This window comes from Duganella sp. Root198D2, from assembly GCF_001428585.1.
Taxonomy (GTDB): Bacteria; Pseudomonadota; Gammaproteobacteria; order Burkholderiales; family Burkholderiaceae_D; genus Rugamonas.
This window is the reverse complement of sequence record NZ_LMIC01000050.1, coordinates 39,014-63,405: the sequence shown is the minus strand read 5'-3', so window position 1 is coordinate 63,405 and position 24,392 is coordinate 39,014. Positions and strand designations below refer to the sequence as shown.

The window sequence follows — 24,392 nt, the reverse complement described above, 5'->3', positions numbered from 1 at the left end:
TCGTTCTTAAATGCGGACGCAGGTCACGGTGTCGCCTTCTTCCACGCGCAGGATTTCCTGGGCGTGCCTGGACAGGCAGACGGTATCGGTATTTTCCAGCGGTGCGCAGTTGATGGTCACCGCGCGGAAGCGCTGGTCGGGGCCGGTCGACACGGCATACGTCGCCACCGCATCGCTCGCTTGCGTGCCGTTCGCGCTGGCCACGCGGCGCGGCAGCGACGAAGAGAAGGTACGCAGCGTGTGCTTGTGCGCCTGCAGGATCGGGCCGCCGTCGAAGATGTCGATGTACTCGTCGGCTTCGAAGCCTTCGGAAGTCAGCAGGTTGAACGCCAGCTCGCCGCTCGGATGGATCTGGCCCATCACGGCTTGCGCATCGCCCGGCAGCAGCGGCACGTAGACCGGATAGTGCGGCATCAGTTCCACGATCAGGGTGCGGTTACGGGCGCCGCCGATCACGCGCTCGGCATCGAGGAAATCCATCTTGAAGAATTTGCGGCCCAGCGCATCCCAGAACGGCGAGCCGCCGTTTTCATCGGTCAGGCCGGCCAGCGGCACGAAAAAGCGGTCGCCGAAGCGGTGCGGCGACTGCACTGCATACAGCAGGCGGGAACGCGACAGCAACGCCGCTTCCGGACGCTGCGCCACGCTGGCGTCGACGTAGAAGCCGGACAATTGCGAGTAGGCGGTCAGCTCGGAGCACAACGTCAGCGCGTGCACGCTATGGCTGATGTTCAGGTCGCGCGAGACCTGCTGGATAACGTCGTTGCGGAAGGAGAAGTAGGTGCCGTTCGAGCCTGCGGAGGCGTGGATGGCGGCGGTACCGGCGATCTTCCTGTCGGCCAGCGACTCCATCACGAACATATACGATTCTTCGCTCGGGATATCGACGTGGGCGGCGAAGGAAGCGATGGAACGCTCGACTGCCTGCTCGATCTTTTCGCGCGTCTTCGGCAGGGTATGGACACCCGGCATGCTGACCGCGGCCAGTGACTCGAGGGCGGCGATGTCGGCGGTTTCTACCGGACGGACTACGTACATGGGTGCTCCTCTTTATTCTTCTCTAAAACAAAAAACCGGTAAATCTGGGTCAGGCACAAGTGCCTGACCCGACCCGCAACTGTCGCAGGTCGGGTCTGACCCTTGGGTCAGACCCTGGTTTACCGGTTTTAGGCCTTGGTCAGCTCAGCAATCGCCACGCGGATGATGCGGTCCGCCTCATCGATCTGCGCGTCGCTCACGATCAGCGCAGGCGCCAGGCGCACCACGTCCATGCCGGCGATCAGGATCATCAGGCCCTGTGCTTCGGCAGCGCGCTGGATATCCTTGGAACGGCCCTTGAACGGCTCGGCCACAACCAGGCCCAGCAGCAGGCCGGCGCCGCGCACGGCGGAGAACACTTGCGGGAAGTCGCGCACCAGGCCTTCCAGCTTGCCGATCAGCTTCTCGGACGCCTCTTTCACGCGCGCCAGGAACGCCGGCTGGTTGATGGTTTCCAGCACGGTCAGCGCCACGGTGGCAGCCAGCGGGTTGCCGCCGTAGGTGGTGCCGTGGGTGCCCACGGCCAGGTGCTTGGCCAGCTCTTCGGTAGTCAGCATGGCGCCGATCGGGTAGCCGTTGCCCAGCGCCTTGGCCGAGGTCAGGATGTCCGGGGTCACGCCATAGCCCTGGTAAGCGAACAGGGAACCGGTACGGCCCATGCCGCACTGCACTTCGTCGAAGATCAGCACGGCGCCGACCTTGTCGCACAGCTCGCGCAGGGTCTTCAGGTATTCAGGATTGCCCGGCATCACGCCGCCCTCGCCCTGCACCGGCTCCACGATCACGGCGCAGACGTCGTCGCCGATGGCGGCCTTGGCCGCTTCGATATCGTTGTAAGGGATGTGGTCGATCGATGGCGGCAGCGGCTCGAAGCCTTCGGTGTACTTGGCCTGGCCGCCGACGGACACGGTGAACAGGGTACGGCCGTGGAAGGAGTTCAGGCAGGATACGATGCGCGGCTTCTTGTCGCCGTACTTGGCGTGGGCAGCCTTACGGGCCAGCTTCAGGGCCGCTTCATTGGCTTCGGCGCCGGAATTGCAGAAGAAGGCACGGTCGGCGAAGGTCGCTTCGGTCAGGGCCAGGGCCAGGCGCAGCACTGGCTCGTTGGTGTAGCCGTTGCCCAGGTGCCACAGGGTGTTGGCTTGCCTGGTCAGCGCTTCCACCAGGACCGGGTTGCAATGGCCCAGGGACGCCACGGCAATGCCGGAGGTGAAGTCCAGGTAATGCTTGCCGTTCTGGTCCCACAAGTCCAGCCCCGCTGCCCGCACTGGCACCATCTGGGCAGGTGCGTAGGTCGGGACCAGCACCTCGTCGAAGGTGGCGCGGGTTACAGGGCGGGTGGTAACAGTCGAGTCAAGCTTGGCGTTCATAGCAAATCCCCATCAATGGTAAGGTGTACTGCATTGTAAAAGCGGGGATGCTAAAACTCTTTTGAATCTGCGACAAGGATTTTCAAAATTGTTAGCCTTGGAGCTTGCGTTGCCGCTCCTCTCGCGGCGTATTGCCGAAAAGCGTGCCGAAAGCCGTGGAGAAATGCGATCCCGATGAGAACCCGCACATCAGCCCTACCTGCACTATGGAATGGTTTGTTTCTAAAAGTAATTGCCGCGCCCGTTGCAGGCGCAGCTCAAGGTAGTAACGCGAAGGCAGCGAACCCAGGTACTGCTTGAACAAGCGCTCGAGCTGGCGCCGCGACAGGCCCACCAGCCCGGCGATATCGTCGGTCGACAGCGGCTCCTCGATATTCGCCTCCATCAGGGTCACCGCCTCCGACAGCTTGGGCTGCAGCGCCCCGAAACGCGCCTGCAGGGCCACCCGCTGCCGCTCCTCCGACGAACGCACGCGGTCGATGCACAAGGCTTCCTTGATCTCGGCCTGCACATTGGCGCCGAACAGCGCCTCGATCAGCGTCAGCGAAAAATCGATCGAGGCCGCCCCGCCGCAGCATGAAACCAGCCGCCCATCGATCTCGAACAGATTCGGTGTGAGTATGGCGCGCTCGGTGACATCCTCGGTTTCCGCATACAGCGCCCATGGCAAGGCTATGCGCGCGCCGCCCGCCGCGCCGGTCTGGGCCAGCCACAGCACGCCGGCACCGACCCCGCCCCAATACTCGGCTTCGCGGCAACGCTCGATCACCGCGCGCAGTTCGGCATCGGACGGGCGCGCCGAACCCTCGTCCGCGACCAGCAGGGCCAACTGCCAGTCGCCCGCCATGCCGCCAGCCTGCGCCGGCGTGATGACGTCGAGCCGGAAACTGCCATTCAGGATGCGCTGGGCCAGCCGCAGGGGCTGCACCAATCCGGACCAGGCCAGGCTGTCCGGCTCGCCCGCATTCACCAGCAGCATGCGCAGCGGCTGCTCCCGGGTCAGGCGACTAAGTTGAGCAAATGACATCTTCTATTCAGGGACAAGCGCCGACGCCGGGCGCTCAGGGGTATTCCATTGGCTGACAATCATACCGGAGATCAACAGTACCGCGCCCAGCAGTTGCATCACGCCCATGGTTTCGCCCAGCCAGAAATAGCCGAAAATGGCCGCGCTGGCGGGTTCGAAGGCGTAAATCACGGCCGCCTCATTGGCAGTGGCATGGCTCTGGCCCCAGGTTTGCAGGGAAATGATGGCCGCGGTGGCGACCACTCCCAGGTATACCAGGTTCCATTTATAGGTCAGCAGGCTCAGCCAGATATAGCTGTAGTAATCCGGGGCATCGTTCGGCACGTCGATCACGCCGCGCGGCACTTCGCGCAACAGGATCCACAGCCCGGCAAACAGGGCCACGGTCCAGATCTGGGCCACGGTCAGCGTCATCAGGCGCTCGACCTTGCGTGAAAACTGCTCCATCACCTTGATGTACAGGCCGAACAGGAAAGCCGCCGCCAGCGCCAGCGAATCGCCGCGGCTCCATGTAAAGCTGCCCTCCCAGCACAGGGCGAACAGGCCGCCGATGGCCAGGATCAGGGCCAGCACGATGCGCTTGTCCGGCCACTTGCCCATGGCAATACCCAGCAGCGGCACGACCAGAACGTTCAGGCCGCAGATGAAGGCATTGCGGTTGGAGGAAGTCTGGCTCAGGCCTTCGACCTGGGTCAGGTAACAGAAGAACAGCAGCACCCCGGCCAGGAAGCCATAGTGCAGGTCGCGCCATTTGGCGCGCAGCAGGAAGGGAGATAACAATACGCCGGCAATCGCGAAGCGCGACACCACGATCCAGTTGGCCGACAGGTTGTCGGTCATATCCTTCATCGCCGGGAAGGTGGTACCCCAGACAAGGGTCACCACCAGCAGGGCCAGGATACCGCGCGCGTGTAGGGGCATGGCGAAAACACCATCTTGTTATAAGTTTGCATATAGTAACCGATGGAGGACGAGGCTGGCGGGCGCTATAATCCGGTGCATGGGAGAGCGATATTTGAAAAGCATCCGGCTTCTGGCCGAATGCATGCAGGGGTTTGAGAGATGGTCCGGCGAACATGTTCGCCAGCTTGGCCTCACCCACGCACAATTCGATATCATTGCCACATTGGGCAACACCCCCGGCATGAGCTACAAGGAGCTGGGCGAACGCACCCTGATCACCAAAGGTACCCTGACCGGCGTCATTGAACGCCTGGAACAGAAGGGCCTGGTGGAACGGGAACGCAATGCCGACGACAAGCGCTCCTTTTTCGTGCGCCTGACAGCGGCGGGCGAGCAGCTGTTTGCCGAGGTGTTTCCTGTTATTGTCGCTAAAGGCGTGCAGTTGTTTTCCGACTATAGCGACGCCGATTATGAAGCCCTGGAACGCACCCTGGCCGGGCTGAAGGCCACGATCAGTGCCGGTTCACCACTATAAAGAACGAAAAGAATGTTAAAGACCACCCTGCTGGACGGCATCAAGCCGGCCAAATTCGACAAGCAAATCACCGGCAACCTGCTGCTGGAAAACGCCAGCGCCGAACTGGTGCGCAAGGAAAAACTGCTGATTGGCATCCGCAATGAAGACGGCGACATCTACCGCCTGATCGGCGCCACCAAGCACAACAGCTTCACCAATGCAGTAGAAGAACTCGAAGACCTGGAACTGGTCGACGAGCTGGGAGATGTCGAAGGCACCGTAGAAGGGTGCGACGCCATCTTCGGCGAAGGCTGAGCTGGGCACCTGGCCAGTTTTTCACAACAACCACCCTGTCCTAGTTCCGCAGGGCAATTTCTGCTTATAATTTCGCATGGACAGACTGGAAGCCTTCAAAGCAATTGCAGCCCAAGCCGGCCGCGGTGAGCTTACTTTCCCCACCAATATCGACGCGTCGATCAAGCTGCAGCGCGCGCTGAACGATGACAATTGCCATATCGACCTGGCTGCCAAGCTGGTGCAGGCCGACCCGCTGCTGGCGGCACGCACGGTGGCGATTGCCAACTCGGTGGCCTATAACCGTTCCGGCATGGAGATCTCCAGCGTCAAGACAGCGGTGCAGCGCCTTGGCGTACGCACCCTGCAGTCGCTGGTGACCTCGGTGATCGTGCGCCAGCTCGGCACCAAGATCCGCAATCCCCTGCTCAAGGCCAAGGCCAACCAGCTGTGGGAGCACACTGCCCACGTGGCGGCGCTGGCGCAGGTGATTGCGCGGCGCGTATCCCACGTCGATCCCGATACCGCCATGTTCGCCGGCATCGTGCACGAAGTGGGCGGCTTCTACATGCTGTCGCAGGCGGAAGCCTTCCCGGAAGCGATGGAAGGCGATCCGGAGGAATGGACCACCTACGGCGAAGTGCCGATCGGCCGCGGCGTGCTGCAAAAGCTGATGATTCCCGAGAATGTGATGAAGGGCGTGGAGGCCATGTGGGAAGGCATGCGCGCGCTGCCGCCGGAGAACCTGGGCGACACGCTGCTGCTGGCCAACGACTTGTCCCCGATCGCCTCGCCGCTGCACGCCCGCCCGGGCGCGACCTCGGTCGCCGCCGCCAGCACCATCGACTTCGCGGTCGGCGACGGCACCCTGGCCACCATCATGGAAGAATCGGCGGAGGAAGTGAAGTCCCTTACTTCCGCCCTGCTGCACTAGCACAGCTTGGCGCATGCAGGATGGCCGGCCCAGTCAGGTCGAACATCAGCATGACGCCTTCCTGCTTCAGCCCTCCCTTGGGCTGGTGCGGGCCGCGGAAGCCCACCATCAGGTAATGGGGCAGGCCGTCCCGGGGCAAGTGATACCATGATCCACTCAGGTCCACTTGCGCCAATGAACGCGACTTCACGCCAGCCAGGGCGCAGAGCGGCACGCTGACTGCGCGCCCATTCACCCTCAACGTCACTCCTTTTCGGGCCACCGGCCAACCGATCTGCAAGCGCGCATTTGCGTACTGCGCCGGGAGCTCCGGCATTGAACCGTCCGGCCGCAGGGTGAGGATGGTGTCGACATGCGCGTGTGCGCTCCCTGCGACCAGGCAAACCGCGAAGGCGGCGAGCGAGACTGCGCGCATGGTAAATCTCCAGCGTTGTTGAGGATTGCGGATTTTACATGCACGCGCGAGCGATGGTGGCGGCGAACCGGCGCAGTTCGGGCACGGCTGTCGCCTCCCAGAAGCCGGCCCTGAGCCAGGGGCCGATGTAGTACAGGCCCGGCGTCGGCTGGCCGTTCGCACCCAGCACGGCGCAGTCGGCGCCGGTATCCAGCCCAAGGCCGAGCGCATCGGCCCGCATCAGGCCATCGGCCAGCAGCTGTTGCACCAGCGGCACCGCAGCGCGGCGCGGGCTGGCGCAACTGCCGGTGCAGTTGATGATGCGGCCGGCGCGAAGCTCAATGCATTCTTCGCTGCCGCGCGGCTGCACTGTCAGCAGCGCCAGCTCCGCCTCGTCGCGGATGCCTGCCACGCGGCCTGCGCTTACATGGAGCGCACCGCGCGCCAGCGCTGCCGACAATTCCTGCTGCACCGTTGGCGGCAGCTGGTGCCGGTGCACGTCCCAGTAGGGCCGCACATGGCGCAGGAAGCGGCGCCGTTCGGCCGCCGGCCATGCCTGCCAGATACCGGCGGCCTGGGGGCGCAGCGCAGCTACCGCATCGTGCCAGTCCATGCCTGCATCTTCGAGATGCTCGACCTGCCGCATGAAAGCATGCAGCGCTGCGCGCACGGTCGGCGCCTCGTCGCGCCGCAGGGTGCTGCCTGCCAGGTGCCCGGAAAGGGGCTTGTAAGGCTGCGGCAGCAGCCCATGGCGCGACAGCGCATGCACACGCCGCGATGGATTGCGCCGCAGCAGCTGCAGCGCGATATCGACTGCCGTCAGCCCAGTGCCCAACAACAGCACCGGATCATGCGCGCCAATGGTGGTCAGCAAGTCGCCGCGCCACGGGTCCGCCAGGTAGCGCGAGGTGTCGGACCATTGCCCGCGCGACAGCTCAGGCGGCGGCGCCGGCAGGTGCCCGAAGGCCAGCACCACCCGGTCGGCCTCGATACTGCGGCCATCTTCCAGCGTGGCCGCCAGCCCGCCGCGGGTTTTCGCGTGCAAGCTGCATACGCTGCCGCTGATGCAGTCGAGGGTGGCATGGCGTGGCGCCTGATCCTGCGCCTGCCGCAGCGCCCATTCGAGGTAGTCGCCGTACACGCTGCGCGCGACAAAGGAGCCGCCGGCCACGCCGCTGTCGCGCATTCCGGCATAGTGCACGAAGTGCTCCGGATCATCCGGCAACACGCTCATATTGGCCGCCACCACATTGAGCAGGTGCTGCGGGCTTTGCGTCCCATACGCCATGCCGCGCGCCAGCCGCCCGCTGCGATTCAGCAGCAGCACGCGCAAGGGCTGCCGGCCTGCCAGGCGCAGCATCTGTATCGCGCACGCTACACCTGAAAAACCTGCGCCTACGATCAGCACCGTGCGCATGCTGCCCTCCTGCATCGCGTATATAGTCGCATCATGAACTCCTCCTATGTATCGCGCCGTGAGCGCGAGGATATGCACGGCCATCGCGGCGCGGTGGTCTGGTTTACCGGCCTGTCCGGTGCCGGCAAGACCACGCTGGCCTGCGCCATAGAACGGCGCCTGTTCCAGGCGGGCTGCCAGGTGGTGCTGCTGGACGGCGACAGCTTGCGCCAGGGCCTGTGCTCCGGGCTCGGCTTTTCTCCCGAAGACCGCAGCGAAAACCTGCGCCGTGCCGGCGAGGCCGCACGCCTGTTCGCCGATACGGGCATCATCGTGCTGGCAGCCTTCATCTCGCCATTGCGTGCCGACCGCGCCCGCGTGCGTGCCATGCAGGCCGAGGGCGATTTCATCGAAGCCTGGTGCAAATGCCCGCTGGAAGTATGCGAACAGCGCGACGTCAAGGGCCTGTACCGCCGTGCACGCGCCGGCGAGGTGCCGCACTTCACCGGCGTGTCGGCCCCTTACGAAGCACCCTTGGCGCCCGATCTGTCGCTCGACACCGCACTCGCTCCCCTGGCCGATTGCGTCGAGCTGGTACTCGAGGAGCTGCGTTCGCGCGGCGTACTGCGTGCGCCGGGCAGCAACTCTTCCAGCAGTTCGAGGCAGATGCGGGCGGCCTGGTCGCCGGCATCCAGCTCCGCATGCCACGCCGATACCGATACCGCCACCAAGGGGTAATCGCGCAGGCAGCGGAACAGTTCCGCCATCTCTTCCACCCGCGGCCCGGCCGGCACGTGGTACTTCAGCGCCGGCATGCGCTGGGCTTCGTCCAGCACGTCGGTATCGAAATGCACGTAGAGGGTCTCGTGCGTCGACAGGTTGCCCAGCACCTGGTCCAGCGTGCAGCGCACGATCGCCGACTTCTCCAGCGCCACGTCTTCGCCGGGATCAAGGTCGCGCGCATCGGACAGCAGCACCAGCTCTTCAGGATAAGGCCGCATGCCCACCGCATCGCGCAGCATGGTGATGCTGTCGCGCCGGTTCTGGCGCCGGTCCTGGCGGCCGACCAGCATGGCCAGCGGCATGCCGCCCAGGTATTGGGTGTGCGTGGTGGACCAGGTATGGAAGTCGCCGTGCGCGTCCAGCCACAGCATGCGCTGCGGTTCGCGGCCGGCGCGCTGCAGGCCCGCCATCATGCCCATGGTGGACACGCAGTCACCGGAAATGCTGACCGGGAGGTCGCCCGCCGCCAGCGCCGCCGCGGCATGCTCGGCCAGCACCGCATACACGCGGCCCATGCTGCGCATCTGTTCATCCTTTTCCACCAGTTCAGTGGCGGTCGATTGCGGCGACTGCAGCACGGTCCAGGGCTGCGAATCAATCAGCTGCACGCGCTGCAGGCCGTCGCGCCGCTTGCCCATCAGGTAAGGCACCAGCAGGCGGCGGATCATTGCCACTGCTCCGGCGCAGCGCCGTAACCCAGCGCATGCATCATGTCCGCCACCTCCGCGCGCCGCGCCAGCGGCAGCAGCTGGCCGCTGCGCTTGCGCCAACGGCCCGGCGCGGGCGCTTCGGTGGCCATCGTCACCGGCAGCTCGGGCGGATGCGGCATCGGCGGCAGGCCAAGCCATTCGCAGGCCCGGTCCAGCACGCCCGCCGGATCGGCCAGGAAGGATTCAAAACGCACCGGCAGGGCGGCCACGCCGCTATCGACGATATGACGGTGACAGGATAGCCATTGGTTCAAGCAAACCTCCTCGAGCGGAGCGTTGATATAGCTGCGCCAGTTCGGCGGCAGGTCGAATTTCCACCAGCGCGTGCCGCCCACGCATTGCTCCGAATAGCCGCCGATGCCGAGAGTGACGCCGTGCTTCTGCATATCGTGGGCATGGAAGCCGATCGGCGACAGCCACCCGTCAATCAGGCCGTTGACGCAGCCGGCAACGCTGCGCACCAGGTGCAGGTAGCGCACTTGCGCATGCGGGAACAACTGCTCGTAAAAACCGAAACGATAAGCATCCGACGGCGTCTTGAACAGCAGGACCTTGCCGGCGGCGTCGTCTTCCGTGAAATGCCTGGCATGCATGGCAGGCGAGACAAAGGGCGGCTCTTCAATCTTGGCGGTTTCGTTGAAAGGCCGCCTCTCGCCCGGGCCATGGCCGCCATCGTAATAATCGCGGCGCCACGGTTCGCGCCAGAACACGGCGCCCAGCACGGCTTGCTGCAACTCATGCTCGCTCGGCACATCGGCAGCCTGGCAGAATAGCAGCGTTTCGTCCAGCGCCCGCTCCATCTGCGCATGTGCAAGTGGTTGCGCGAACAGCGCAGGGAATTGCAGCAGCAGGCGCTTGCGCCAGCGTGCCTTCAATTCCGCCAAGGGGGCGATGCCGCCTTCCGCTACGGTCAGGCTATCGAAGATCTCGTCGGCCAGCGTGTCGGGGTGGCGCAGGTGCGCGATAGCGTCGCTGCTGCATGCCAGGTCGCAGCCGAAACCCTCGCCGCTCAGGGCCAGGAAAGGCTCGGCTTCGCCATCGAGGCTGGCGATGCCGGGATGGCGCGCCAACACCGCCTTGAACAGCGTCGAGCCAGAACGCGAACTGGTGAGTATCACCGCGACGCGCCTTACCTGTGCACGCCAGGGTGCGTGCGGCACCGCCCGCATCTGACGGATGGTGTCAATCAGCCCGTCCATGTTTTGCCGCAGGTTTGATCAGGAATGCGAAAAACTGGCGCTCCTGTTCTCGTTCGGCCGCACTGCGCGCCATCAGCCGGATGCTGAAGCCGGACTGCTTGGCCAGGCGCCGCACTTCCTCCACCGCGCCGAAATTCGAGTGCGCAAAGTAGATCCGGCCGCCCGGCTTCAGGTAGCGTGCGGCCTGCTCGAAGAACTGGGTATTGGTGCGGAAATCCGTGTCCCACTGCGAGCGCGCCACCACATCGGGTGCCGGCTTGTCGCGGAACGGCAGGTTGGCCGTAATGACGTCGAACTGCTCGTCGCCGACTTTCTCGAACAGGTCGGAACGGCGCACTTCCATCACGCCCTCAAAGCCATGCGTCTTCAAATTGTGGCGCGCGCTGCGGATGGCCGCCGGATTGACGTCCAGCGCCAGGACCCGTGAAGCTCCCTGGTAGCAGGCGAAGATCGCAATCACGCCGGAGCCGGTACCCACATCGAGCACGCTCTCGCCTGGCTTGATGCGGAAATTGCGCACCAGGGGCTGGCTGTCGAGGAAGGGCCAGAAGGTATTCGGATAAACGTGGAATTTCTTGCCAAGGTAAGTGATGGTGCGCCCGCCTTCGGGCACCGCCTTGAAAGCCTTTTGACGCGTGGCTTGCCAGCGGTCGACTTGCTCGGCCGTGGGAAGTGCAGATGCTCGCATATCTGTCCCCTTATTTGATGACCCCATGCTATCGAGTCTGCCAGGCAAGGGCAAGCGCACACCGTTCTGTGCGCTTCAACTGTTGGTGGAATACATTTCTTTCATTTGAAAAGTCGGGGTCAGCTCCGGCAATCGGACATTCGCGCAGCGAATGTCCGATTGCCGGAGCTGACCCCGACTTTTATTTTGGAAGCCAGGCGGCGATGGCGTGGCCGATGGCGTCCGGGTGGTCTTCCTGGATGTTGTGCGTGCCTTCGCCAAGTTCAACCAGCTTGCAGTTTGCGAGCCTCGCGGCGTAGCGTTCGGCGACTGCGCGCGGCGTCAGCACGCCGTTCGGGCTGAACAGGATCAGTTTCGGATATTGGGCGGTGGCCATGATCGCTTCGTTGTGTTCGATGAGCTGGTACACATCGGCCGGCTCGCCGGCAATCGGCATCATGCGCGGGAAGGCCAGCATGGGCCTGCGCGATTCGGGCGTTGGGAATGGTGCGCGGTAGGCGTTCATTTCCGCCGTTGTCAACGGGCGCAGCGAACCCTTCGGCAACATCTGCTCGATAAAGAAATTCTGCTGCAGCACGAATTCTTCGCCACTGCCCGGGGCGCGCATCAGCTTGAAGCGTTCGCGTGCCTGCTCGAGCGGGTGGAAGTCTTCCCATGTCGGGCTCGGGCGTACGAATTCCATCAGGGCTACGCCGCGCACCTTGGTGGGATAGCGCGCCGCCAGGTGGATGGCCAGCGCGCCGCCCCAGTCCTGCCCGACCAGCGTGAACGCCTCGATGTCCATCTGCTGCAGGAAGGCTTCCAGGTAGGCGGCGTGCTCGAGGAAGCTGTAGGCAATGTCCGGCTTGCCGGAGGCGCCAAAGCCGATCAGGTCCGGCGCCAGGCACCAGGCCTTGGCGGCCACATGCGGCATGATGTCGCGCCAGATAAAGGAGTGCGTCGGATTGCCGTGCAAGAAGATCACGGCGTGCGAGCTGCGTTCACCGAGTTCACGATATGCGATGCTGGAATTCAATGCGGAGACGGATTGCATGATGCCTCTCTCAGAAAAAAAAACGCCCACTCCAAAGAGTGGGCCAAGTCCAAAACTAGGGATGTCCTGAAAGAGACGGTTCCATCTTATGTTGGGGACTGGCCACACTCTGTGCGTCAATTCACACAAACCTTAAAAAGGCCATGGGGTCTCGGTGTCCTGCCATGCCGGCAGTTGCTGGATGCGCTCGAACCAGGCCAGCACATTCTTGTATTGCTCGACCGGAATATTTGCCCGGGCCAGGTACATCAGCGGTGCGGCCACGGCGAAGTCTGCCAGCGAGAGCTTGTCGCCGCTCAGCCACTGGCGCGTCGCCAGGTGCTTGTCGAGCACGCTCGCATGTTCATGCACATAGGTCTCGCCTTTGGCGACCTCGACTGGATCCGGGCCCTCGCCGGTCACCAGTTTCTTCCACAGGTATTGCCAGGTCAGGATGCCGATCGCAGGCGCGAAGTGCTGGGCGCCGAAAAACATCCAGCGATTGACATCGGCGCGCTCTTTCAGCCCGGTGGGATACAGCTCGGCGGCGCCGTGCTTGTCGGCCAGGTACTGCATGATGGCGCAGGATTCCCACAGGTGCAGGCCATCGTCCTCCAGCACCGGCACCTTGCCGCAGATGTTCACTTCTTCCAGGCGCTTGCGGTCGGCATCGCTGGCGAAGTCGATGATCACTTGATCGAGCTTGATGCCAAGCTCGCTTGCAGTCAGCAATACACGGCGGGCGTTGGAGGACAGCGGGTTGTGATAGAGGCGCATCGTAAAACTCCTTGGTGGGTTGATCGAATGCGCCTATCGTAACCAAGGTCTCCTGACAGTTCCTGTCAGGAGTCGTCTTTAATCGCGTTTTCTTCGCGCCAGACTTTGAGCAGCTCGTGGCGCGGTGCAGGATAGCGTTCTGCAAGTGCTTCAGCATGCGCAATGCGGTCGATGCGGAAGTGGCGGTTGGCCTTGCGCATCTCGCACCAGGCGGCAAGAATGCGGCGGCCTTCGAAGAAGGCCAGCGCAAACGGCCACACCGTGCGCTCGGACGAAGAACCGTTTTCGTCGTTGTATTGGATGCGCATCTTGTGATGGCGCCGGATCGCTTCGCGCGCGGGCTGCACGAATTCATCATGCTCCGGCGTGTCGCGCATCAACGGCACCCACAAACTGGTGTCGGCCATGTCGTCGCGCAGGTCTTTCGGTGTGGCGGTGGCGATCTTGGCCAGCGCATTGGCCGCGGCTTGGGCCAGCGTGGGGTCGCCCTGGCGGCGCACCCAGCGTGCACCAAGCACCAATGCTTCCAGTTCGTCGGTGTCGAACATCAGCGGCGGCAGGAAGAAGCCGCTGCGCAGCAGGTAGCCAAGGCCCGCCGAGCCCTCCACTGGTGCGCCCAGTTCGGCCAGGGTTTGCATGTCGCGGTATATCGTGCGTTCGGATACGCCCAGCTTTTCCGCCAGTGCGGCCGCCGTCACCGGACGGCGGCTGCCGCGCATGGCATCCATGAGCTGGAACAGGCGGCCAGTACGGCTCATTGCTGCTCCCCATTTTACGAGGCGAGCAGCTTAACATAGTTATAATCCCGGAATGGCCAAGAATCCCCCAACCAAGAGCTCTGTTACCAAAAGCCGCGCACTCGGCAAAGTCACCCTGTCCGATGTCGCCGCCCTCGCCGGCGTCGCGCCCATGACCGCGTCGCGCGCCATCAATCAACCGGAGCTGGTGTCATCCCTCCTGCGCGAGCGCGTGGAGAAGGCGGTACAGGACCTTGGCTATGTGCCGAACCGCGCCGCGCGCGCCCTGGCGTCGGCGCAATCGCGCGTGATCGTGGTACTGGTGCCGTCGTTGGCGAATGCGGTATTCACTGCGGTGCTGGCCGGCGTGCAGGATGCACTCGACCCATGCAACTACCAGATCCTGATCGGCAATACGCGCTACTCCGATGCGGAGGAAGAGAAGCTGCTGGCGACCTATATGCAATCGAACCCGGATGGCATCCTGCTGAGCGGCCTGACACATAGCCCGCGCGTGCAGCAGATGCTGGCTACTTCGCGCGTGCCGGTGGTGTCGATGATGGACCTGTCCTTGGAACCTGGATCGATGTCGGTGGGCTTCTCGCAGGAAGATGCGGGCTACACCATTACCCGCTACCTGATCGAGAAGGGACGCAAGCGCATCGGCTACATGGCGGCGCAGCTCGATGAACGTACCCTGAAGCGCGGCGACGGCTACCGCAAGGCCATGGAGGAAGCCGGCCTGGCCGACCCGATGCTGGAGCTGATGTGCCCTGATCCCTCCACCATCGCGCTGGGCGCCGAGCTGCTGGGCCGCATGCTGGCCAATATGCCGGGCCTGGATGCCATCTTCTGCTGCAACGACGACCTGGCGCACGGCGCCATCTTCCAGTGCCAGCGGCGCGGCATCAGGGTGCCGGAACAACTGGCGATCTGCGGCTTCAACGACTTGCCCGCGTCGGCGTGGATGAACCCTTCGGTCACCACGATCGGCACGCCGCGCTACCAGACCGGCTTTGAAGCTGCCAACCTGCTGCTGGCAACGATCCGCGGCAACGAGGTGCCGGCGCAGCGCATCGACCTTGGCTTTACGTTGATGGCGCGCGAGAGCGCATAGATCTAAAAAAAAAGGGACGTACCCTCGGGTACGTCCCTTTTTTTCGTTCCGGCCAGGGCGCGTTAAACCACCGCGCCGTCGGTCTCGTCTTTTTCCTTGATCGGCTTGATCAGGTCTTCGCGCTTCACGCCCAGCCACATGGCTACGGCAGCAGCAACAAACACGGAAGAGTAAATACCGAAGCAGATACCGATGGTCAGCGCGATTGCAAAGTAATGCAGGGTCGGGCCGCCCAGGAACAGCATCGACAGCACCATCATCTGGGTACAGCCGTGGGTGATGATGGTACGCGAGATGGTGGAGGTGATCGCGTTGTCGATCACTTCATGCACGGTCATCTTGCGCTGCTTGCGGAAGTTCTCGCGGATTCGGTCGAAGATAACCACCGATTCGTTGACCGAGTAACCCAGCACAGCCAGCACGGCTGCCAGCACGGTCAGCGAGAATTCCCACTGGAAGAAGGCGAAGAAGCCAAGGATGATCACCACGTCGTGCAAGTTCGCGACGATAGCTGCCACTGCGAATTTCCATTCGAAGCGGATGGCCAGGTAGATCATCACGCCCACCACCACCATGACCAGTGCGTTCAGGCCGTTCTGCGCAAGTTCATCGCCCACTTGCGGGCCGACGAATTCAACCTTCTGCAGCGACACGCCTTCGGAAGCATCGGCGTGGATACAGGCGCTCTTCATTTCGTGGGCGCCCTTGTCGGTCACCTTGTCGACCGACTTGACGCTGCCCTGCTCGGCCTTGCACAGCTCGGCGAACACTTTGGCAGCGGTGTCGGCGGCGGTGGTGCCGGCCACGTTAGGCAGGCGGATCATCGCGTCGCGTGCGGTGTCGATGCTCGATACTTCAGGGTGGTAGCCCAGGCCGGTCAAGGTGTCGCGCACCTTTTCCAGGTTGGCAGCCTGCGCGTACTTCACTTCCATCACGGTACCGCCGGTGAATTCCACCGAGAAGTGCAGGCCCTTGGTGGCCAGGAAGAACACGGCCGCCACGAAGGTCAGCGCCGAAACCACGTTGAAGACCAACGCGTGGCGCATGAACGGGATGTCTTTACGGATGCGGAAAAATTCCATCTCTATTCCTTAGTTCGCAGGTTTCCAGACGGTGCCGATCGACAGCGACTGCAGTTTCTTCTTACGGCCGTACCACAGGTTCACCACGCCGCGCGAAACGAAGACTGCGGAGAACATCGAGGTCAGGATGCCCAGGCTGTGCACCACGGCGAAGCCGCGCACCGCACCGGAACCGAACACCAGAAGGGCGATACCAACGATCAGGGTGGTGACGTTGGAGTCCAGGATGGTGTGCCAGGCGTGCTCGAAGCCGGCGGAAATCGCCGACTGCGGGTTGGCGCCGTTGCGCAGCTCTTCGCGGATACGTTCGTTAATCAGCACGTTGGCGTCAATCGCCATACCCAGCGCCAGCGCGATAGCCGCGATACCCGGCAGGGTCAGCGTGGCCTGCAGGCGGGACAGCACGGCGATCAGCAGCAGCAGGTTGACGGCCAGTGCGAATACGCTGAAGGCGCCGAACATCATGTAATAGATGATCATGAAGACCGCGATGGCGGCAAAGCCGTACATCGTGGAGTGGAAGCCCTTGGCGATGTTTTCAGCGCCCAGTGCAGGACCGACGGTACGCTGCTCGATCACTTCCATCGGAGCGTACAGAGCGCCGGCGCGCAGCAGCAGCGCCAGCTCGGCGGAGTTTTCCGCATTGCCCATGCCGGTGATCTGGAAGCGGCTACCCAGTTCGCTCTGGATGGTCGCCACGGACAGCACTTCGGCCTTCTTCTTCTCGAACAGTACGATGGCCATCTTCTTGCCGACGCGGTCGCGGGTCGCGTCGCGCATCTTCTTGCCGCCGTCGCCGTTCAGGTCGATGCTCACGGCAGGCTGCTGGTTCTGGTCGAAAGTGGCGGTTGCGCTGGAGATGTAATCGCCGGTCAGCACCACGTCCTTGGTCAGCACGACAGGCACGCCTTTGCCGACGGTGAACAGTTCCGAATTGTACGGAATCGCTGCGTTCATCTCGGTGCCCGGGGTGACGGATTCGTCGACCATGCGCACTTCCAGGGTGGCGGTACGGCCGATGATGTCCTTCGCGTGCGCGGCATCCTGCACGCCAGGCAGCTGCACCACGATGCGGTCAGGGCCTTGCTGCTGGATCACCGGTTCGGACACGCCCAGTTCATTCACGCGCTTGCCCAGGGTGGCGATATTCTGCTGCACGCCGTTGTCCAGGGTGGCTTTCAGGGCGGCCGGCTTCAGGGTCACGACCAGGCGCAGCTCGTCGCCTTCGGTGGCGTCAACCACGTTCATGTCCGGCTGCTGGTCCTGGATCAGGCCCTTGGCTTGCTGGCGCAGTGCATCTTCACGGAACTTGACGATGATGGTGTCGTTCACGCGATCGATGCCGGCATGGCGCACGCTCTTCTCGCGCAGCTGGTTCTTGATGGCGGCCTGGGTGCCCTGGATGCGCTTGGTCACCGCGGCCCTGGTGTCAACCTGCATCAGGAAATGCACGCCGCCGCGCAGGTCCAGGCCCAGGTACATTGGCAGTGCGCCCACGGCGCGCATCCAGTCCGGGGTATTCGACACCAGGTTGACGGTGACGATATAGGTTGGGTCGTTCGGGTCCGGATTCAGGCCTTTTTCAAGCGCCAGGCGGCCCTTGAACTGGCCGTCGGTATCGGCAAAGCGGGCGCGCACGTAGGTGTGCATGCCGGCGCCGTCCAGCGCTACGCCTTCATTCTTGACGTTCGCTTGTTTCAGCAGCGTGTCCACCTGGGTCGCCAGGGCACTGGTGACCTTGACGGTGGCCTTGGCGCTGGTGATCTGCAGTGCAGGTGTCTGGCCGAAGTAGTTAGGCGCCGTGTACAGGGCGCCAAGCAGCACCACCACGACGATAAGGATGTATTTCCAGATTGGATAACGATTCATAGTCTTCAGCGTTCAGGCAATAACAAAACGGGCGGCTGCTCTTGCGAGGCCGCCCGCGCCGGTTATCACAGGCTCTTCAGGGTGCCCTTCGGCATCTGGGAGGAAATGGCGTGCTTCTGCACCACGACTTCGGTGCCCTGGGAGACTTCGATGGTCACGTGCTGCTCGGTGACTTTGGTCACTTTGCCCAGGAGGCCGCCGATGGTGACGACTTCGTCGCCTTTGGCCAAGGCTTCCATCATGGACTTCTGCTCTTTCGCACGCTTTTGCTGAGGACGAATCATCAGGAAGTACATCACCACGAACATCAGGATCAGTGGTGCGAAGGTTGTCAGGCTGCCCATGGCGCCGGCGTCGGCTGCGGTTTGGGCGTATGCGTTGGAAATGAACACGGTGACTCCAAGTTCTAGTTAGGTAAAACTCAATGTTAAAAAATAGGCGGTGTATTCTAGCACCCGCCACGCTGCCCACCTATATATAGGCGGGTTGCCGTTTTTTAAATACCACGCGCGCGGTCGGCGTGGAATTGCTGCACCCAGTCCGGGAAGCGGTCTGCATCCAGGGCATCGCGCATCTGTTGCATGATGTCGAGGTAGTAATGCAGGTTGTGGATGGTGTTCAGGCGCGCACCCAGGATCTCCTGGGCACGGTGCAGGTGGTGCAGGTAGGCGCGGCTGAAGTTGCGGCAGGTGTAGCAGGAGCAGGTGGAATCCAGCGGCTCCTTGTCATCCTTATAACGCGCATTCTTGATCTTGACGTCGCCGAAACGGGTGAAGATCCAGCCATTGCGGGCATTCCGGGTCGGCATCACGCAGTCGAACATATCGACGCCGTTGGCCACCCCGTTCACCAGGTCTTCGGGGGTGCCGACGCCCATCAGGTAGTGCGGCTTGTTCTCTGGCAGGCGCGGGCCGACGTGCTGCAGGATGCGCATCATGTCTTCTTTTGGCTCGCCGACCGACAGGCCGCCGATGGCCAGGCCAGGGAAATCAATTTCCTGGAGCCCTGCCAGCGATTCGTCGCGCAGGTTTTCGTACATGCCGCCCTGGACGATGCCGAACAGTGCATTCGGGTTCTCGCCGGCATTGAACTCGTTCATCGAGCGCTGCGCCCAGCGCAGGGACATGCGCATCGACTTGGCAGCTTCTTCCAGCGTGGCCGGGCGGCCGTCGATTTCATACGGGGTGCATTCGTCGAACTGCATCACGATGTCGGAATTCAGCACGCGCTGGATCTGCATCGAGATTTCCGGGGACAGGAACAGCTTGTCGCCGTTGATCGGCGAGTTGAAGGTCACGCCTTCCTCGGTGATCTTGCGCATTTCGCCCAGGGAGAACACCTGGAAGCCGCCGGAGTCGGTCAGGATCGGCTTGTCCCAGCCCATGAAGCCGTGCAGGCCGCCGAACTTGGACATCACGTCGTTACCGGGGCGCAGCCACAGGTGGAAGGTGTTGCCAAGGATGATCTGGGCGCCGATTTCCTTCAGTTCCAGCGGCGACATGGCCTTGACGGAACCGTAGGTACCGACCGGCATGAAGATCGGGGTCTGCACCTCGCCGTGATTGAGCTTGACCGTGCCGCGGCGGGCGTGGGTCTTGCCGGTGGTGTCTTTTTTGATGAGTTTAAATTCCAGCATCGGTATTCCTTATGCTCTGTTGTGCGTCGTCAGCAGCATGGCGTCGCCATAGCTGAAGAAGCGGTATTCGTTCGCGATCGCGTGCTGGTAGGCGTGGCGGATCTCGGTAAAGCCTGCGAAAGCGCTGACCAGCATCAGCAGGGTCGATTTCGGCAGGTGGAAGTTGGTGATCAGTCGTGTCACCGTCTTGAATTTGTAGCCTGGCGTGATGAACAGGTTGGTGTCGCCGCTGCCGGCTTCCAGGCTGCCGCTTTGCGAGGCCGACTCCAGCGCGCGCAGCGAGGTCGTACCCACAGCAACAACGTCGCGGCCGGCGGCGCGGGCTTCACGCACGGCGTCCACAGTTTCCTGCGGCATGGTGTACCACTCGGTGTGCATCTTGTGCTCGGCCAGGTTCTCGGTGCGTACCGGCTGGAAGGTGCCGGCGCCGACATGCAGGGTGACGTAGGCAAACTGCACGCCCTTGTCTTTCAGCTTTTGCAGCAGGGCTTCGTCGAAATGCAGGCCGGCGGTCGGTGCGGCCACGGCGCCGGGCACCTTGTTAAATACTGTCTGGTAGCGGGTTTCGTCCACTTCGCCCGGCGCGTGCTCGATATACGGCGGCAGCGGCAGGCGGCCGTATTGCTCGATCAGGTCGAACACGTCGGCATCGAAATGCAGGGTGTAGAACTCGCCGGCGCGCTCGCCGACCGTGACGTCGAAGGCATCGGCCAGGCGGATCTTCACGCCGGGGCCGGGCGACTTGGACGCGCGCACCTGTGCCAGCACGGTCCGGGTATCCAGCACACGCTCCACCAGCGCTTCGACCTTGCCGCCGCTGTCCTTGACGCCGAAGAAACGGGCCTTCAGCACGCGGGTATTGTTCATCACCAGCAGGTCGCCAGCCTGCAGCTGGTCGAGGATGTCGGTGAACTGGCGGTCGTGCAGGGTTTTGCCGTCCACGTGCAGGAGGCGCGAAGCGCTACGGTCCGGCAGCGGGAACTGCGCGATACGTTCTGGCGGCAGGTGGAAATCGAAATCGGATAGCGAATACATTGACGGACTAGTAAAACTGTTGGGCAACCCTCTATTTTACTTTATCTGCCCAAAAATCACGCAAAAAGCGCCCTGTCAGCGAGGTATGCCTGATTTGCGGTCAAGTTCCGCCAGCAGTTCCTGGAAAAATGTGTCCGGACACTTGGCGGCAACGCGCAGCCATTTCAGTTCGAGATCAATGTACTGGTTACCGCCGTACAGGCTGAATGAGGCCAGCCGGCGATTCGCCCGCCCACTGGAGGGCCTGCCCACCTGCTGCTGGTGGCAAGCCGGCAAATTCGGCCGAGCGAACCAGGTGCGCAAAATACTGCTGCACGGCCAATTCATCGACTGCCTCGACGTCGACTGGAACGCTGCGCAGGATCATCATCCGATAGAACAGGATCCGATCGGCCGCACTGAGCCGCGGCGTGGACGCCATTGCGCGCGTCGATTCCCAGAACTGGCCGCGCAGGGCTGCGCGCGCAGCCTGGTTCGCCGCAGGCGAAGGGCTGTCGGTGCCTCGCGTAATGTAGAAGTCCAAGCGCGGCGAAAGTGTAGAACGCAACGCCGGCAATCACTACAGTACCGTTCAGGCATAGCAAACGCAGGTCAGCTTTCATGGTCTTTCAGTTAGAATCCAAGCCTGGTGTTTATACCATGCCCAACATGCCGGAAACGAAGCAAAAAAAGCCCGCTGCCCCCAAAAAACCAGCCGCCACCGCCGAGAGCAAGCTTGCCAAGCTTGGCTTGCGCACGGACATGGACCTGGTGCTGCATCTGCCCATGCGGTATGAGGATGAGACGGAAGTCCTGACCGTCCGCGAAGCCTGCATGCGCGGCGGCGAAGTGTCGCAATTGGAAGGCGTGGTCACCTCCAACGAAATCGCCTACAAGCCGCGGCGCCAGCTGCTGGTGCACATTGCAGACGAAACAGGCGACATCCAGCTTCGCTTCATGAATTTCTACGGCAGCCAGGTCAAGCAGTTGGCCGAAGGCACCCGCGTGCGGGCGCGCGGCGAAGTGCGGCATGGCTTCTTCGGCGCCGAGATGGTGCACCCGGCCTACAAGATCGTGAACGAAGGCGCGCCGCTGCCGACTTCCCTTACGCCGGTCTATCCTTCCGGCGAAGGCTTGTCGCAGCTGGTGCTGCGCCGCGCGATTGCCGATGCGATGAAGCGCGTGGACTGGACCGACACCCTGCCGCAGGAAATCCTGAAGACGATGCGCCTGCATCCGCTCGAGGCGGCAGTGCGCACCTTGCATTATCCGCCGGCCGAGATCGACGAGAACGCCCTGGTCGACCGAACTCACCCGGCCTGGACCCGTGTCAAGTTCGACGAACTGCTGGCGCAGCAGCTCTCGCTGAAACGGGCGCAGCGTGCTCGCCGTGCCAAGGGTGCCGCGGTGCTGGGCAAGGTCGGTACGCTGTCGTCCGCCTTCGAAGCTTCGCTGCCGTTCAAGCTGACGAAAGCGCAACAGCGCGTGCTGAAGGAAATCCGCGCCGACATCAAGCAGCCCTACCCTATGCAGCGACTGCTGCAAGGCGACGTGGGCAGCGGAAAGACCATTGTGGCCGCGCTGTCCGCCGCGCAGGCGATCGACAGCGGCTACCAGGCCGCGCTGATGGCGCCCACCGAGATCCTGGCGGACCAGCATTTCCGCAAGATCGCCGCCTGGCTTGAACCGCTGGGCGTGAAGGTCGCGTGGCTGACCGGCAGCCTGAAAAAGAAGGAGAAGGAAGCCGCCTATGCGCTGGTGGAATCCGGCGAAGCGCAGCTGGTGATCGGCACCCACGCCATCATCCAGGACACGGTGCAGTTCGCGAAACTCGGCCTGGTGATCGTGGACGAGCAGCACCGCTTCGGCGTCGGCCAGCGCCTGACCTTGCGCAACAAGGGCAACGGCGACAACGTGCCGCACCAGCTGATGATGTCCGCCACGCCGATCCCGCGCACGCTGGCCATGACCTACTACGCCGACCTGGAAGTATCGGTGATCGATGAGCTGCCGCCCGGCCGCACGCCGATCGTCACCGCCGTGGTCGACCAGAACCGCCGCGATGAAGTCATCGCCCGGGTACACGCTGCCGCGCTGGAAGGCCGCCAGGCTTACTGGGTCTGCCCGCTGATTGAAGAATCGGAAGCGCTGCAGCTCCAGACTGCAACGGAAACCTACGAAACGCTGGCCGCCGCCCTGCCCGACCTGCGCGTCGGGCTGGTGCACGGCCGCCTGAAACCGGCCGAAAAGGCGGCAGTGATGGATGCATTCGCCGCCGGCGAAGTCCACGTGCTGGTTGCGACGACGGTGATCGAGGTCGGCGTCGACGTGCCTAATTCCTCATTGATGGTGATTGAGCATGCAGAGCGCTTCGGCCTGTCGCAGCTGCACCAGCTGCGTGGCCGCGTCGGCCGCGGATCGGCAGCTTCGGTCTGCCTGCTGCTGTACCAAAGTCCGCTCGGCCCTGTCGCCAAGCAGCGCCTGATGACGATGCGCGAAACGACTGATGGTTTCGAAATCGCGCGGCGCGACCTGGAGATCCGCGGTCCCGGCGAGTTCCTGGGCTCGCGCCAATCCGGCCAGGCCATGCTGCGTTTCGCCGACCTGGAAACGGATGGCTGGCTGGTCGACCAGGCGCGCGACCTGGCGCATGCCCTGCTGCACGAAGCGACGCCGGCCAACAAGGCCACGGTGGAAGCCCATCTTGAACGCTGGCTCGGCGGTCGGGAAGAGTTCCTGAAAGTCTGACGAAGCGTGCGCCCGCGGGCTGGCGCTGCTGTTAAATTTTCCGCTCCCTTCAAGTGAGGAGTGGATATGCTGATGAAATCAATCTGCGGCGTCCTGCTGGCCGCATCCGCGACATTGGCGCAGGCCGCGCCGGCCCGCTGGGATTTTTCCTGGGGCGGTTTTTATGATTACATGCAGAACCGCTTCGTCGACGTATTGGTGCGCGGCTCTTTCGAAGGCGTCGATGCCGACGGTAACAGGATCCTGGAGAAATCCGAGCTGTCCAGCTTCAGGATCGGAGGCTATGAGCTGCTTGGATGCACCACGTCCGCCCCCGCCACTTGCGGTGTCAGCTCCTTCTCCTTCGACTTCAGTGCCGACCTCAGGTTCACCGCCAATCACATTTCATACTGGGCAAATAGCCCGTCGGACTGGTACTGGTCGGAAGTGCGCTACGGCACCGGCGGGGGCGTCGACTACATTACGCGCGCGCAGCAGTACTACGATGAATGGGGCTTGGCGACCACAGCGCAAACAGTGCTCACTGTTGCTGCCGTACCGGAACCCAATATTTACGGCATGCTTGCTGGCGGCTTGCTGCTTATGGGGTTGCTCGCGCCACGCGCCAGCTGGCGCGCTCAGCGTTCAAAGCATCTAGTTTCTGCCAGTGGGCGTTGCGACCAGGGTTTCAACCTCCGCGGTCAGTGAGATGATGCGCGGGACGCCATCAACCAGCCCGATCTCGGCTTTCTGCTTGCTGAGCGATTCCATCCGTTCGCCCGGCAGCAACACGACCTCCTTCGCCACGTCGCGTGCAGTGGCGCTGTGGCCATTGGGGGCCAACGATACTTCGCGCTTACTGACTTCATAAGTCGACTGGAGTTGCACACTCCACAGCCCCTCAAGCATGGTCTTGTATTCGTTTACGCTCATGCGCGACAGGCCGCCGCCCCTTCCCGGCATCGACACCATGATCATCGCATTCGGCGCGAAATGAGCCATCAGCCGCTCGGAATCGTGGCGCTGGACCGAAGTTTCAACGTCTCCCATCAGGGTGAGCACCTCGGCTTCGGTCAGCCGTTTGCCGCTACAGCCAGCAACGGTGGCAACTATTGTGACAATTATTGCAAGTTTTTTCATATACGCAATGATACATTATGTGACACGT

Annotated in this window: 25 protein-coding genes and 1 pseudogene; 7 read left to right on the top strand and 19 right to left on the bottom strand. The window is 62.9% G+C overall.

The window, feature by feature from the left end:
• Nucleotides 1–6: 6 nt before the first annotated feature.
• The 4 genes from ASE26_RS27175 to ASE26_RS27160 form a co-directional block, all read right to left on the bottom strand.
• On the bottom strand, nucleotides 7–1,038 hold the full coding sequence (locus tag ASE26_RS27175; protein ID WP_055934343.1) for an arginine N-succinyltransferase: 1,032 nt from the start codon (nucleotides 1,036–1,038) through the stop codon (nucleotides 7–9).
• Nucleotides 1,039–1,166: 128 nt separating this feature from the next.
• Nucleotides 1,167–2,408 carry an acetylornithine/succinylornithine family transaminase gene (gene astC, locus ASE26_RS27170; RefSeq protein ID WP_055934345.1) on the bottom strand — a complete coding sequence of 414 codons (1,242 nt, stop codon included), beginning with the start codon at nucleotides 2,406–2,408 and terminating at the stop codon, nucleotides 1,167–1,169.
• 91 nt (nucleotides 2,409–2,499) lie between these two features.
• Nucleotides 2,500–3,435, bottom strand: coding sequence for a GlxA family transcriptional regulator (locus ASE26_RS27165; RefSeq protein ID WP_055934347.1), 936 nt, complete (start codon nucleotides 3,433–3,435; stop codon nucleotides 2,500–2,502).
• A 3-nt stretch (nucleotides 3,436–3,438) separates the two neighbouring features.
• The gene (locus ASE26_RS27160; protein WP_055934350.1) at nucleotides 3,439–4,356 is read right to left on the bottom strand and encodes a DMT family transporter; all 918 of its coding nucleotides are present in this window, start codon (nucleotides 4,354–4,356) and stop codon (nucleotides 3,439–3,441) included.
• A 79-nt stretch (nucleotides 4,357–4,435) separates the two neighbouring features.
• Between ASE26_RS27160 and ASE26_RS27155 the strand changes: the two genes are divergently transcribed.
• The 3 genes from ASE26_RS27155 (at nucleotide 4,436) to ASE26_RS27145 (ending at nucleotide 6,083) form a co-directional block, all read left to right on the top strand.
• Nucleotides 4,436–4,873, top strand: coding sequence for a MarR family winged helix-turn-helix transcriptional regulator (locus ASE26_RS27155; protein WP_055934352.1), 438 nt, complete (start codon nucleotides 4,436–4,438; stop codon nucleotides 4,871–4,873).
• Nucleotides 4,874–4,885: 12 nt separating this feature from the next.
• A complete protein-coding gene (locus ASE26_RS27150; RefSeq protein WP_055934354.1) occupies nucleotides 4,886–5,170 on the top strand; it encodes a hypothetical protein in 285 nt (94 codons plus the stop codon).
• 76 nt (nucleotides 5,171–5,246) lie between these two features.
• A complete protein-coding gene (locus ASE26_RS27145; protein ID WP_055934356.1) occupies nucleotides 5,247–6,083 on the top strand; it encodes an HDOD domain-containing protein in 837 nt (278 codons plus the stop codon).
• On the opposite strand, the gene ASE26_RS27140 is transcribed toward ASE26_RS27145, so the two are convergent.
• Together ASE26_RS27140 and ASE26_RS27135 are read right to left on the bottom strand one after the other, a co-directional pair.
• On the bottom strand, nucleotides 6,061–6,498 hold the full coding sequence (locus ASE26_RS27140) for a hypothetical protein (RefSeq protein ID WP_055934359.1): 438 nt from the start codon (nucleotides 6,496–6,498) through the stop codon (nucleotides 6,061–6,063). The two genes, ASE26_RS27145 and ASE26_RS27140, sit on opposite strands and share 23 nt — an antisense overlap.
• A gap of 34 nt (nucleotides 6,499–6,532) precedes the next feature.
• The gene (locus ASE26_RS27135; RefSeq protein ID WP_162259203.1) at nucleotides 6,533–7,894 is read right to left on the bottom strand and encodes an FAD/NAD(P)-binding protein; all 1,362 of its coding nucleotides are present in this window, start codon (nucleotides 7,892–7,894) and stop codon (nucleotides 6,533–6,535) included.
• Between the two features lie 33 nt (nucleotides 7,895–7,927).
• On the opposite strand from ASE26_RS27135, the pseudogene cysC reads away from it, so the two are divergent.
• Nucleotides 7,928–8,443, top strand: a pseudogene (gene cysC / locus ASE26_RS31785) (adenylyl-sulfate kinase); the annotation flags it as partial.
• Here the strand turns inward: cysC and ASE26_RS32020 are convergent.
• The 6 genes from ASE26_RS32020 to ASE26_RS27105 all read right to left on the bottom strand — a co-directional run bounded on the left by ASE26_RS32020 (nucleotide 8,395) and on the right by ASE26_RS27105 (nucleotide 13,800).
• Nucleotides 8,395–9,324, bottom strand: coding sequence for an arginase family protein (locus ASE26_RS32020; RefSeq protein ID WP_200960849.1), 930 nt, complete (start codon nucleotides 9,322–9,324; stop codon nucleotides 8,395–8,397). The pseudogene cysC and the gene ASE26_RS32020 overlap by 49 nt on opposite strands.
• The gene (locus ASE26_RS27125; protein WP_057247298.1) at nucleotides 9,321–10,565 is read right to left on the bottom strand and encodes a hypothetical protein; all 1,245 of its coding nucleotides are present in this window, start codon (nucleotides 10,563–10,565) and stop codon (nucleotides 9,321–9,323) included. Before ASE26_RS27125 ends, ASE26_RS32020 begins: the two co-directional genes overlap by 4 nt.
• The gene (locus ASE26_RS27120) at nucleotides 10,549–11,253 is read right to left on the bottom strand and encodes a methyltransferase (protein ID WP_055934364.1); all 705 of its coding nucleotides are present in this window, start codon (nucleotides 11,251–11,253) and stop codon (nucleotides 10,549–10,551) included. The genes ASE26_RS27125 and ASE26_RS27120 overlap by 17 nt, the downstream gene beginning before the upstream one ends.
• A 181-nt stretch (nucleotides 11,254–11,434) precedes the next feature.
• Entirely contained in the window at nucleotides 11,435–12,286 is an 852-nt protein-coding gene (locus ASE26_RS27115) for a haloalkane dehalogenase (RefSeq protein WP_057247297.1), read from the bottom strand.
• Nucleotides 12,287–12,418: 132 nt separating this feature from the next.
• The gene (locus tag ASE26_RS27110) at nucleotides 12,419–13,042 is read right to left on the bottom strand and encodes a glutathione S-transferase family protein (RefSeq protein ID WP_055934368.1); all 624 of its coding nucleotides are present in this window, start codon (nucleotides 13,040–13,042) and stop codon (nucleotides 12,419–12,421) included.
• 65 nt (nucleotides 13,043–13,107) lie between these two features.
• Entirely contained in the window at nucleotides 13,108–13,800 is a 693-nt protein-coding gene (locus ASE26_RS27105; RefSeq protein WP_055934370.1) for a YafY family protein, read from the bottom strand.
• 52 nt (nucleotides 13,801–13,852) lie between these two features.
• On the opposite strand from ASE26_RS27105, the gene ASE26_RS27100 reads away from it, so the two are divergent.
• Entirely contained in the window at nucleotides 13,853–14,896 is a 1,044-nt protein-coding gene (locus ASE26_RS27100) for a LacI family DNA-binding transcriptional regulator (protein ID WP_055934372.1), read from the top strand.
• Between the two features lie 62 nt (nucleotides 14,897–14,958).
• Here the strand turns inward: ASE26_RS27100 and secF are convergent, their stop codons facing one another.
• The 6 genes from secF to ASE26_RS27070 form a co-directional block, all read right to left on the bottom strand.
• Nucleotides 14,959–15,978 carry a protein translocase subunit SecF gene (gene secF, locus ASE26_RS27095; RefSeq protein WP_055934374.1) on the bottom strand — a complete coding sequence of 340 codons (1,020 nt, stop codon included), beginning with the start codon at nucleotides 15,976–15,978 and terminating at the stop codon, nucleotides 14,959–14,961.
• 9 nt (nucleotides 15,979–15,987) lie between these two features.
• On the bottom strand, nucleotides 15,988–17,847 hold the full coding sequence (secD, locus tag ASE26_RS27090) for a protein translocase subunit SecD (protein WP_055934376.1): 1,860 nt from the start codon (nucleotides 17,845–17,847) through the stop codon (nucleotides 15,988–15,990).
• Between the two features lie 65 nt (nucleotides 17,848–17,912).
• Nucleotides 17,913–18,239 carry a preprotein translocase subunit YajC gene (gene yajC, locus ASE26_RS27085; RefSeq protein WP_055934378.1) on the bottom strand — a complete coding sequence of 109 codons (327 nt, stop codon included), beginning with the start codon at nucleotides 18,237–18,239 and terminating at the stop codon, nucleotides 17,913–17,915.
• 104 nt (nucleotides 18,240–18,343) lie between these two features.
• Nucleotides 18,344–19,483 (bottom strand): tRNA guanosine(34) transglycosylase Tgt, encoded by a 1,140-nt coding sequence (tgt, locus tag ASE26_RS27080; protein WP_055934379.1) that lies wholly within the window; start codon nucleotides 19,481–19,483, stop codon nucleotides 18,344–18,346.
• Nucleotides 19,484–19,492: 9 nt separating this feature from the next.
• Nucleotides 19,493–20,518 (bottom strand): tRNA preQ1(34) S-adenosylmethionine ribosyltransferase-isomerase QueA, encoded by a 1,026-nt coding sequence (gene queA, locus ASE26_RS27075; protein WP_055934381.1) that lies wholly within the window; start codon nucleotides 20,516–20,518, stop codon nucleotides 19,493–19,495.
• A gap of 187 nt (nucleotides 20,519–20,705) precedes the next feature.
• Nucleotides 20,706–21,041: a hypothetical protein gene (locus ASE26_RS27070; protein WP_057247296.1), complete on the bottom strand. Its 336-nt coding sequence runs from the start codon at nucleotides 21,039–21,041 to the stop codon at nucleotides 20,706–20,708.
• Nucleotides 21,042–21,166: 125 nt separating this feature from the next.
• On the opposite strand from ASE26_RS27070, the gene recG reads away from it, so the two are divergent.
• Both recG and ASE26_RS27060 read left to right on the top strand, forming a co-directional pair.
• On the top strand, nucleotides 21,167–23,245 hold the full coding sequence (gene recG / locus ASE26_RS27065; RefSeq protein ID WP_055934508.1) for an ATP-dependent DNA helicase RecG: 2,079 nt from the start codon (nucleotides 21,167–21,169) through the stop codon (nucleotides 23,243–23,245).
• Between the two features lie 66 nt (nucleotides 23,246–23,311).
• Nucleotides 23,312–23,932: a hypothetical protein gene (locus tag ASE26_RS27060; protein WP_055934384.1), complete on the top strand. Its 621-nt coding sequence runs from the start codon at nucleotides 23,312–23,314 to the stop codon at nucleotides 23,930–23,932.
• Here ASE26_RS27060 and ASE26_RS27055 read toward each other — a convergent pair.
• Nucleotides 23,879–24,364, bottom strand: coding sequence for a hypothetical protein (locus ASE26_RS27055; RefSeq protein WP_055934386.1), 486 nt, complete (start codon nucleotides 24,362–24,364; stop codon nucleotides 23,879–23,881). The two genes, ASE26_RS27060 and ASE26_RS27055, sit on opposite strands and share 54 nt — an antisense overlap.
• Nucleotides 24,365–24,392: the final 28 nt, after the last annotated feature.

Excerpts from the sequence above, each read along its gene's own strand:
- ASE26_RS27100 (WP_055934372.1), top strand. The coding sequence starts at position 13,853 with ATGGCCAAGAATCCCCCAACCAAGAGCTCTGTTACCAAAAGCCGCGCA.
- ASE26_RS27135 (WP_162259203.1), bottom strand. The coding sequence starts at position 7,894 with ATGCGCACGGTGCTGATCGTAGGCGCAGGTTTTTCAGGTGTAGCGTGC.
- ASE26_RS27105 (WP_055934370.1), bottom strand. The coding sequence starts at position 13,800 with ATGAGCCGTACTGGCCGCCTGTTCCAGCTCATGGATGCCATGCGCGGC.
- ASE26_RS27165 (WP_055934347.1), bottom strand. The coding sequence starts at position 3,435 with ATGTCATTTGCTCAACTTAGTCGCCTGACCCGGGAGCAGCCGCTGCGC.
- ASE26_RS27155 (WP_055934352.1), top strand. The coding sequence starts at position 4,436 with ATGGGAGAGCGATATTTGAAAAGCATCCGGCTTCTGGCCGAATGCATG.
- ASE26_RS27175 (WP_055934343.1), bottom strand. The coding sequence starts at position 1,038 with ATGTACGTAGTCCGTCCGGTAGAAACCGCCGACATCGCCGCCCTCGAG.
- queA (WP_055934381.1), bottom strand. The coding sequence starts at position 20,518 with ATGTATTCGCTATCCGATTTCGATTTCCACCTGCCGCCAGAACGTATC.
- secD (WP_055934376.1), bottom strand. The coding sequence starts at position 17,847 with ATGAATCGTTATCCAATCTGGAAATACATCCTTATCGTCGTGGTGGTG.
- ASE26_RS27060 (WP_055934384.1), top strand. The coding sequence starts at position 23,312 with ATGCTGATGAAATCAATCTGCGGCGTCCTGCTGGCCGCATCCGCGACA.
- ASE26_RS27110 (WP_055934368.1), bottom strand. The coding sequence starts at position 13,042 with ATGCGCCTCTATCACAACCCGCTGTCCTCCAACGCCCGCCGTGTATTG.
- ASE26_RS27115 (WP_057247297.1), bottom strand. The coding sequence starts at position 12,286 with ATGCAATCCGTCTCCGCATTGAATTCCAGCATCGCATATCGTGAACTC.
- ASE26_RS27125 (WP_057247298.1), bottom strand. The coding sequence starts at position 10,565 with ATGGACGGGCTGATTGACACCATCCGTCAGATGCGGGCGGTGCCGCAC.
- ASE26_RS27140 (WP_055934359.1), bottom strand. The coding sequence starts at position 6,498 with ATGCGCGCAGTCTCGCTCGCCGCCTTCGCGGTTTGCCTGGTCGCAGGG.
- ASE26_RS27160 (WP_055934350.1), bottom strand. The coding sequence starts at position 4,356 with ATGCCCCTACACGCGCGCGGTATCCTGGCCCTGCTGGTGGTGACCCTT.
- ASE26_RS32020 (WP_200960849.1), bottom strand. The coding sequence starts at position 9,324 with ATGATCCGCCGCCTGCTGGTGCCTTACCTGATGGGCAAGCGGCGCGAC.
- astC (WP_055934345.1), bottom strand. The coding sequence starts at position 2,408 with ATGAACGCCAAGCTTGACTCGACTGTTACCACCCGCCCTGTAACCCGC.
- secF (WP_055934374.1), bottom strand. The coding sequence starts at position 15,978 with ATGGAATTTTTCCGCATCCGTAAAGACATCCCGTTCATGCGCCACGCG.
- ASE26_RS27055 (WP_055934386.1), bottom strand. The coding sequence starts at position 24,364 with ATGAAAAAACTTGCAATAATTGTCACAATAGTTGCCACCGTTGCTGGC.
- recG (WP_055934508.1), top strand. The coding sequence starts at position 21,167 with ATGCCGGAAACGAAGCAAAAAAAGCCCGCTGCCCCCAAAAAACCAGCC.
- ASE26_RS27120 (WP_055934364.1), bottom strand. The coding sequence starts at position 11,253 with ATGCGAGCATCTGCACTTCCCACGGCCGAGCAAGTCGACCGCTGGCAA.
- ASE26_RS27145 (WP_055934356.1), top strand. The coding sequence starts at position 5,247 with ATGGACAGACTGGAAGCCTTCAAAGCAATTGCAGCCCAAGCCGGCCGC.
- ASE26_RS27150 (WP_055934354.1), top strand. The coding sequence starts at position 4,886 with ATGTTAAAGACCACCCTGCTGGACGGCATCAAGCCGGCCAAATTCGAC.
- tgt (WP_055934379.1), bottom strand. The coding sequence starts at position 19,483 with ATGCTGGAATTTAAACTCATCAAAAAAGACACCACCGGCAAGACCCAC.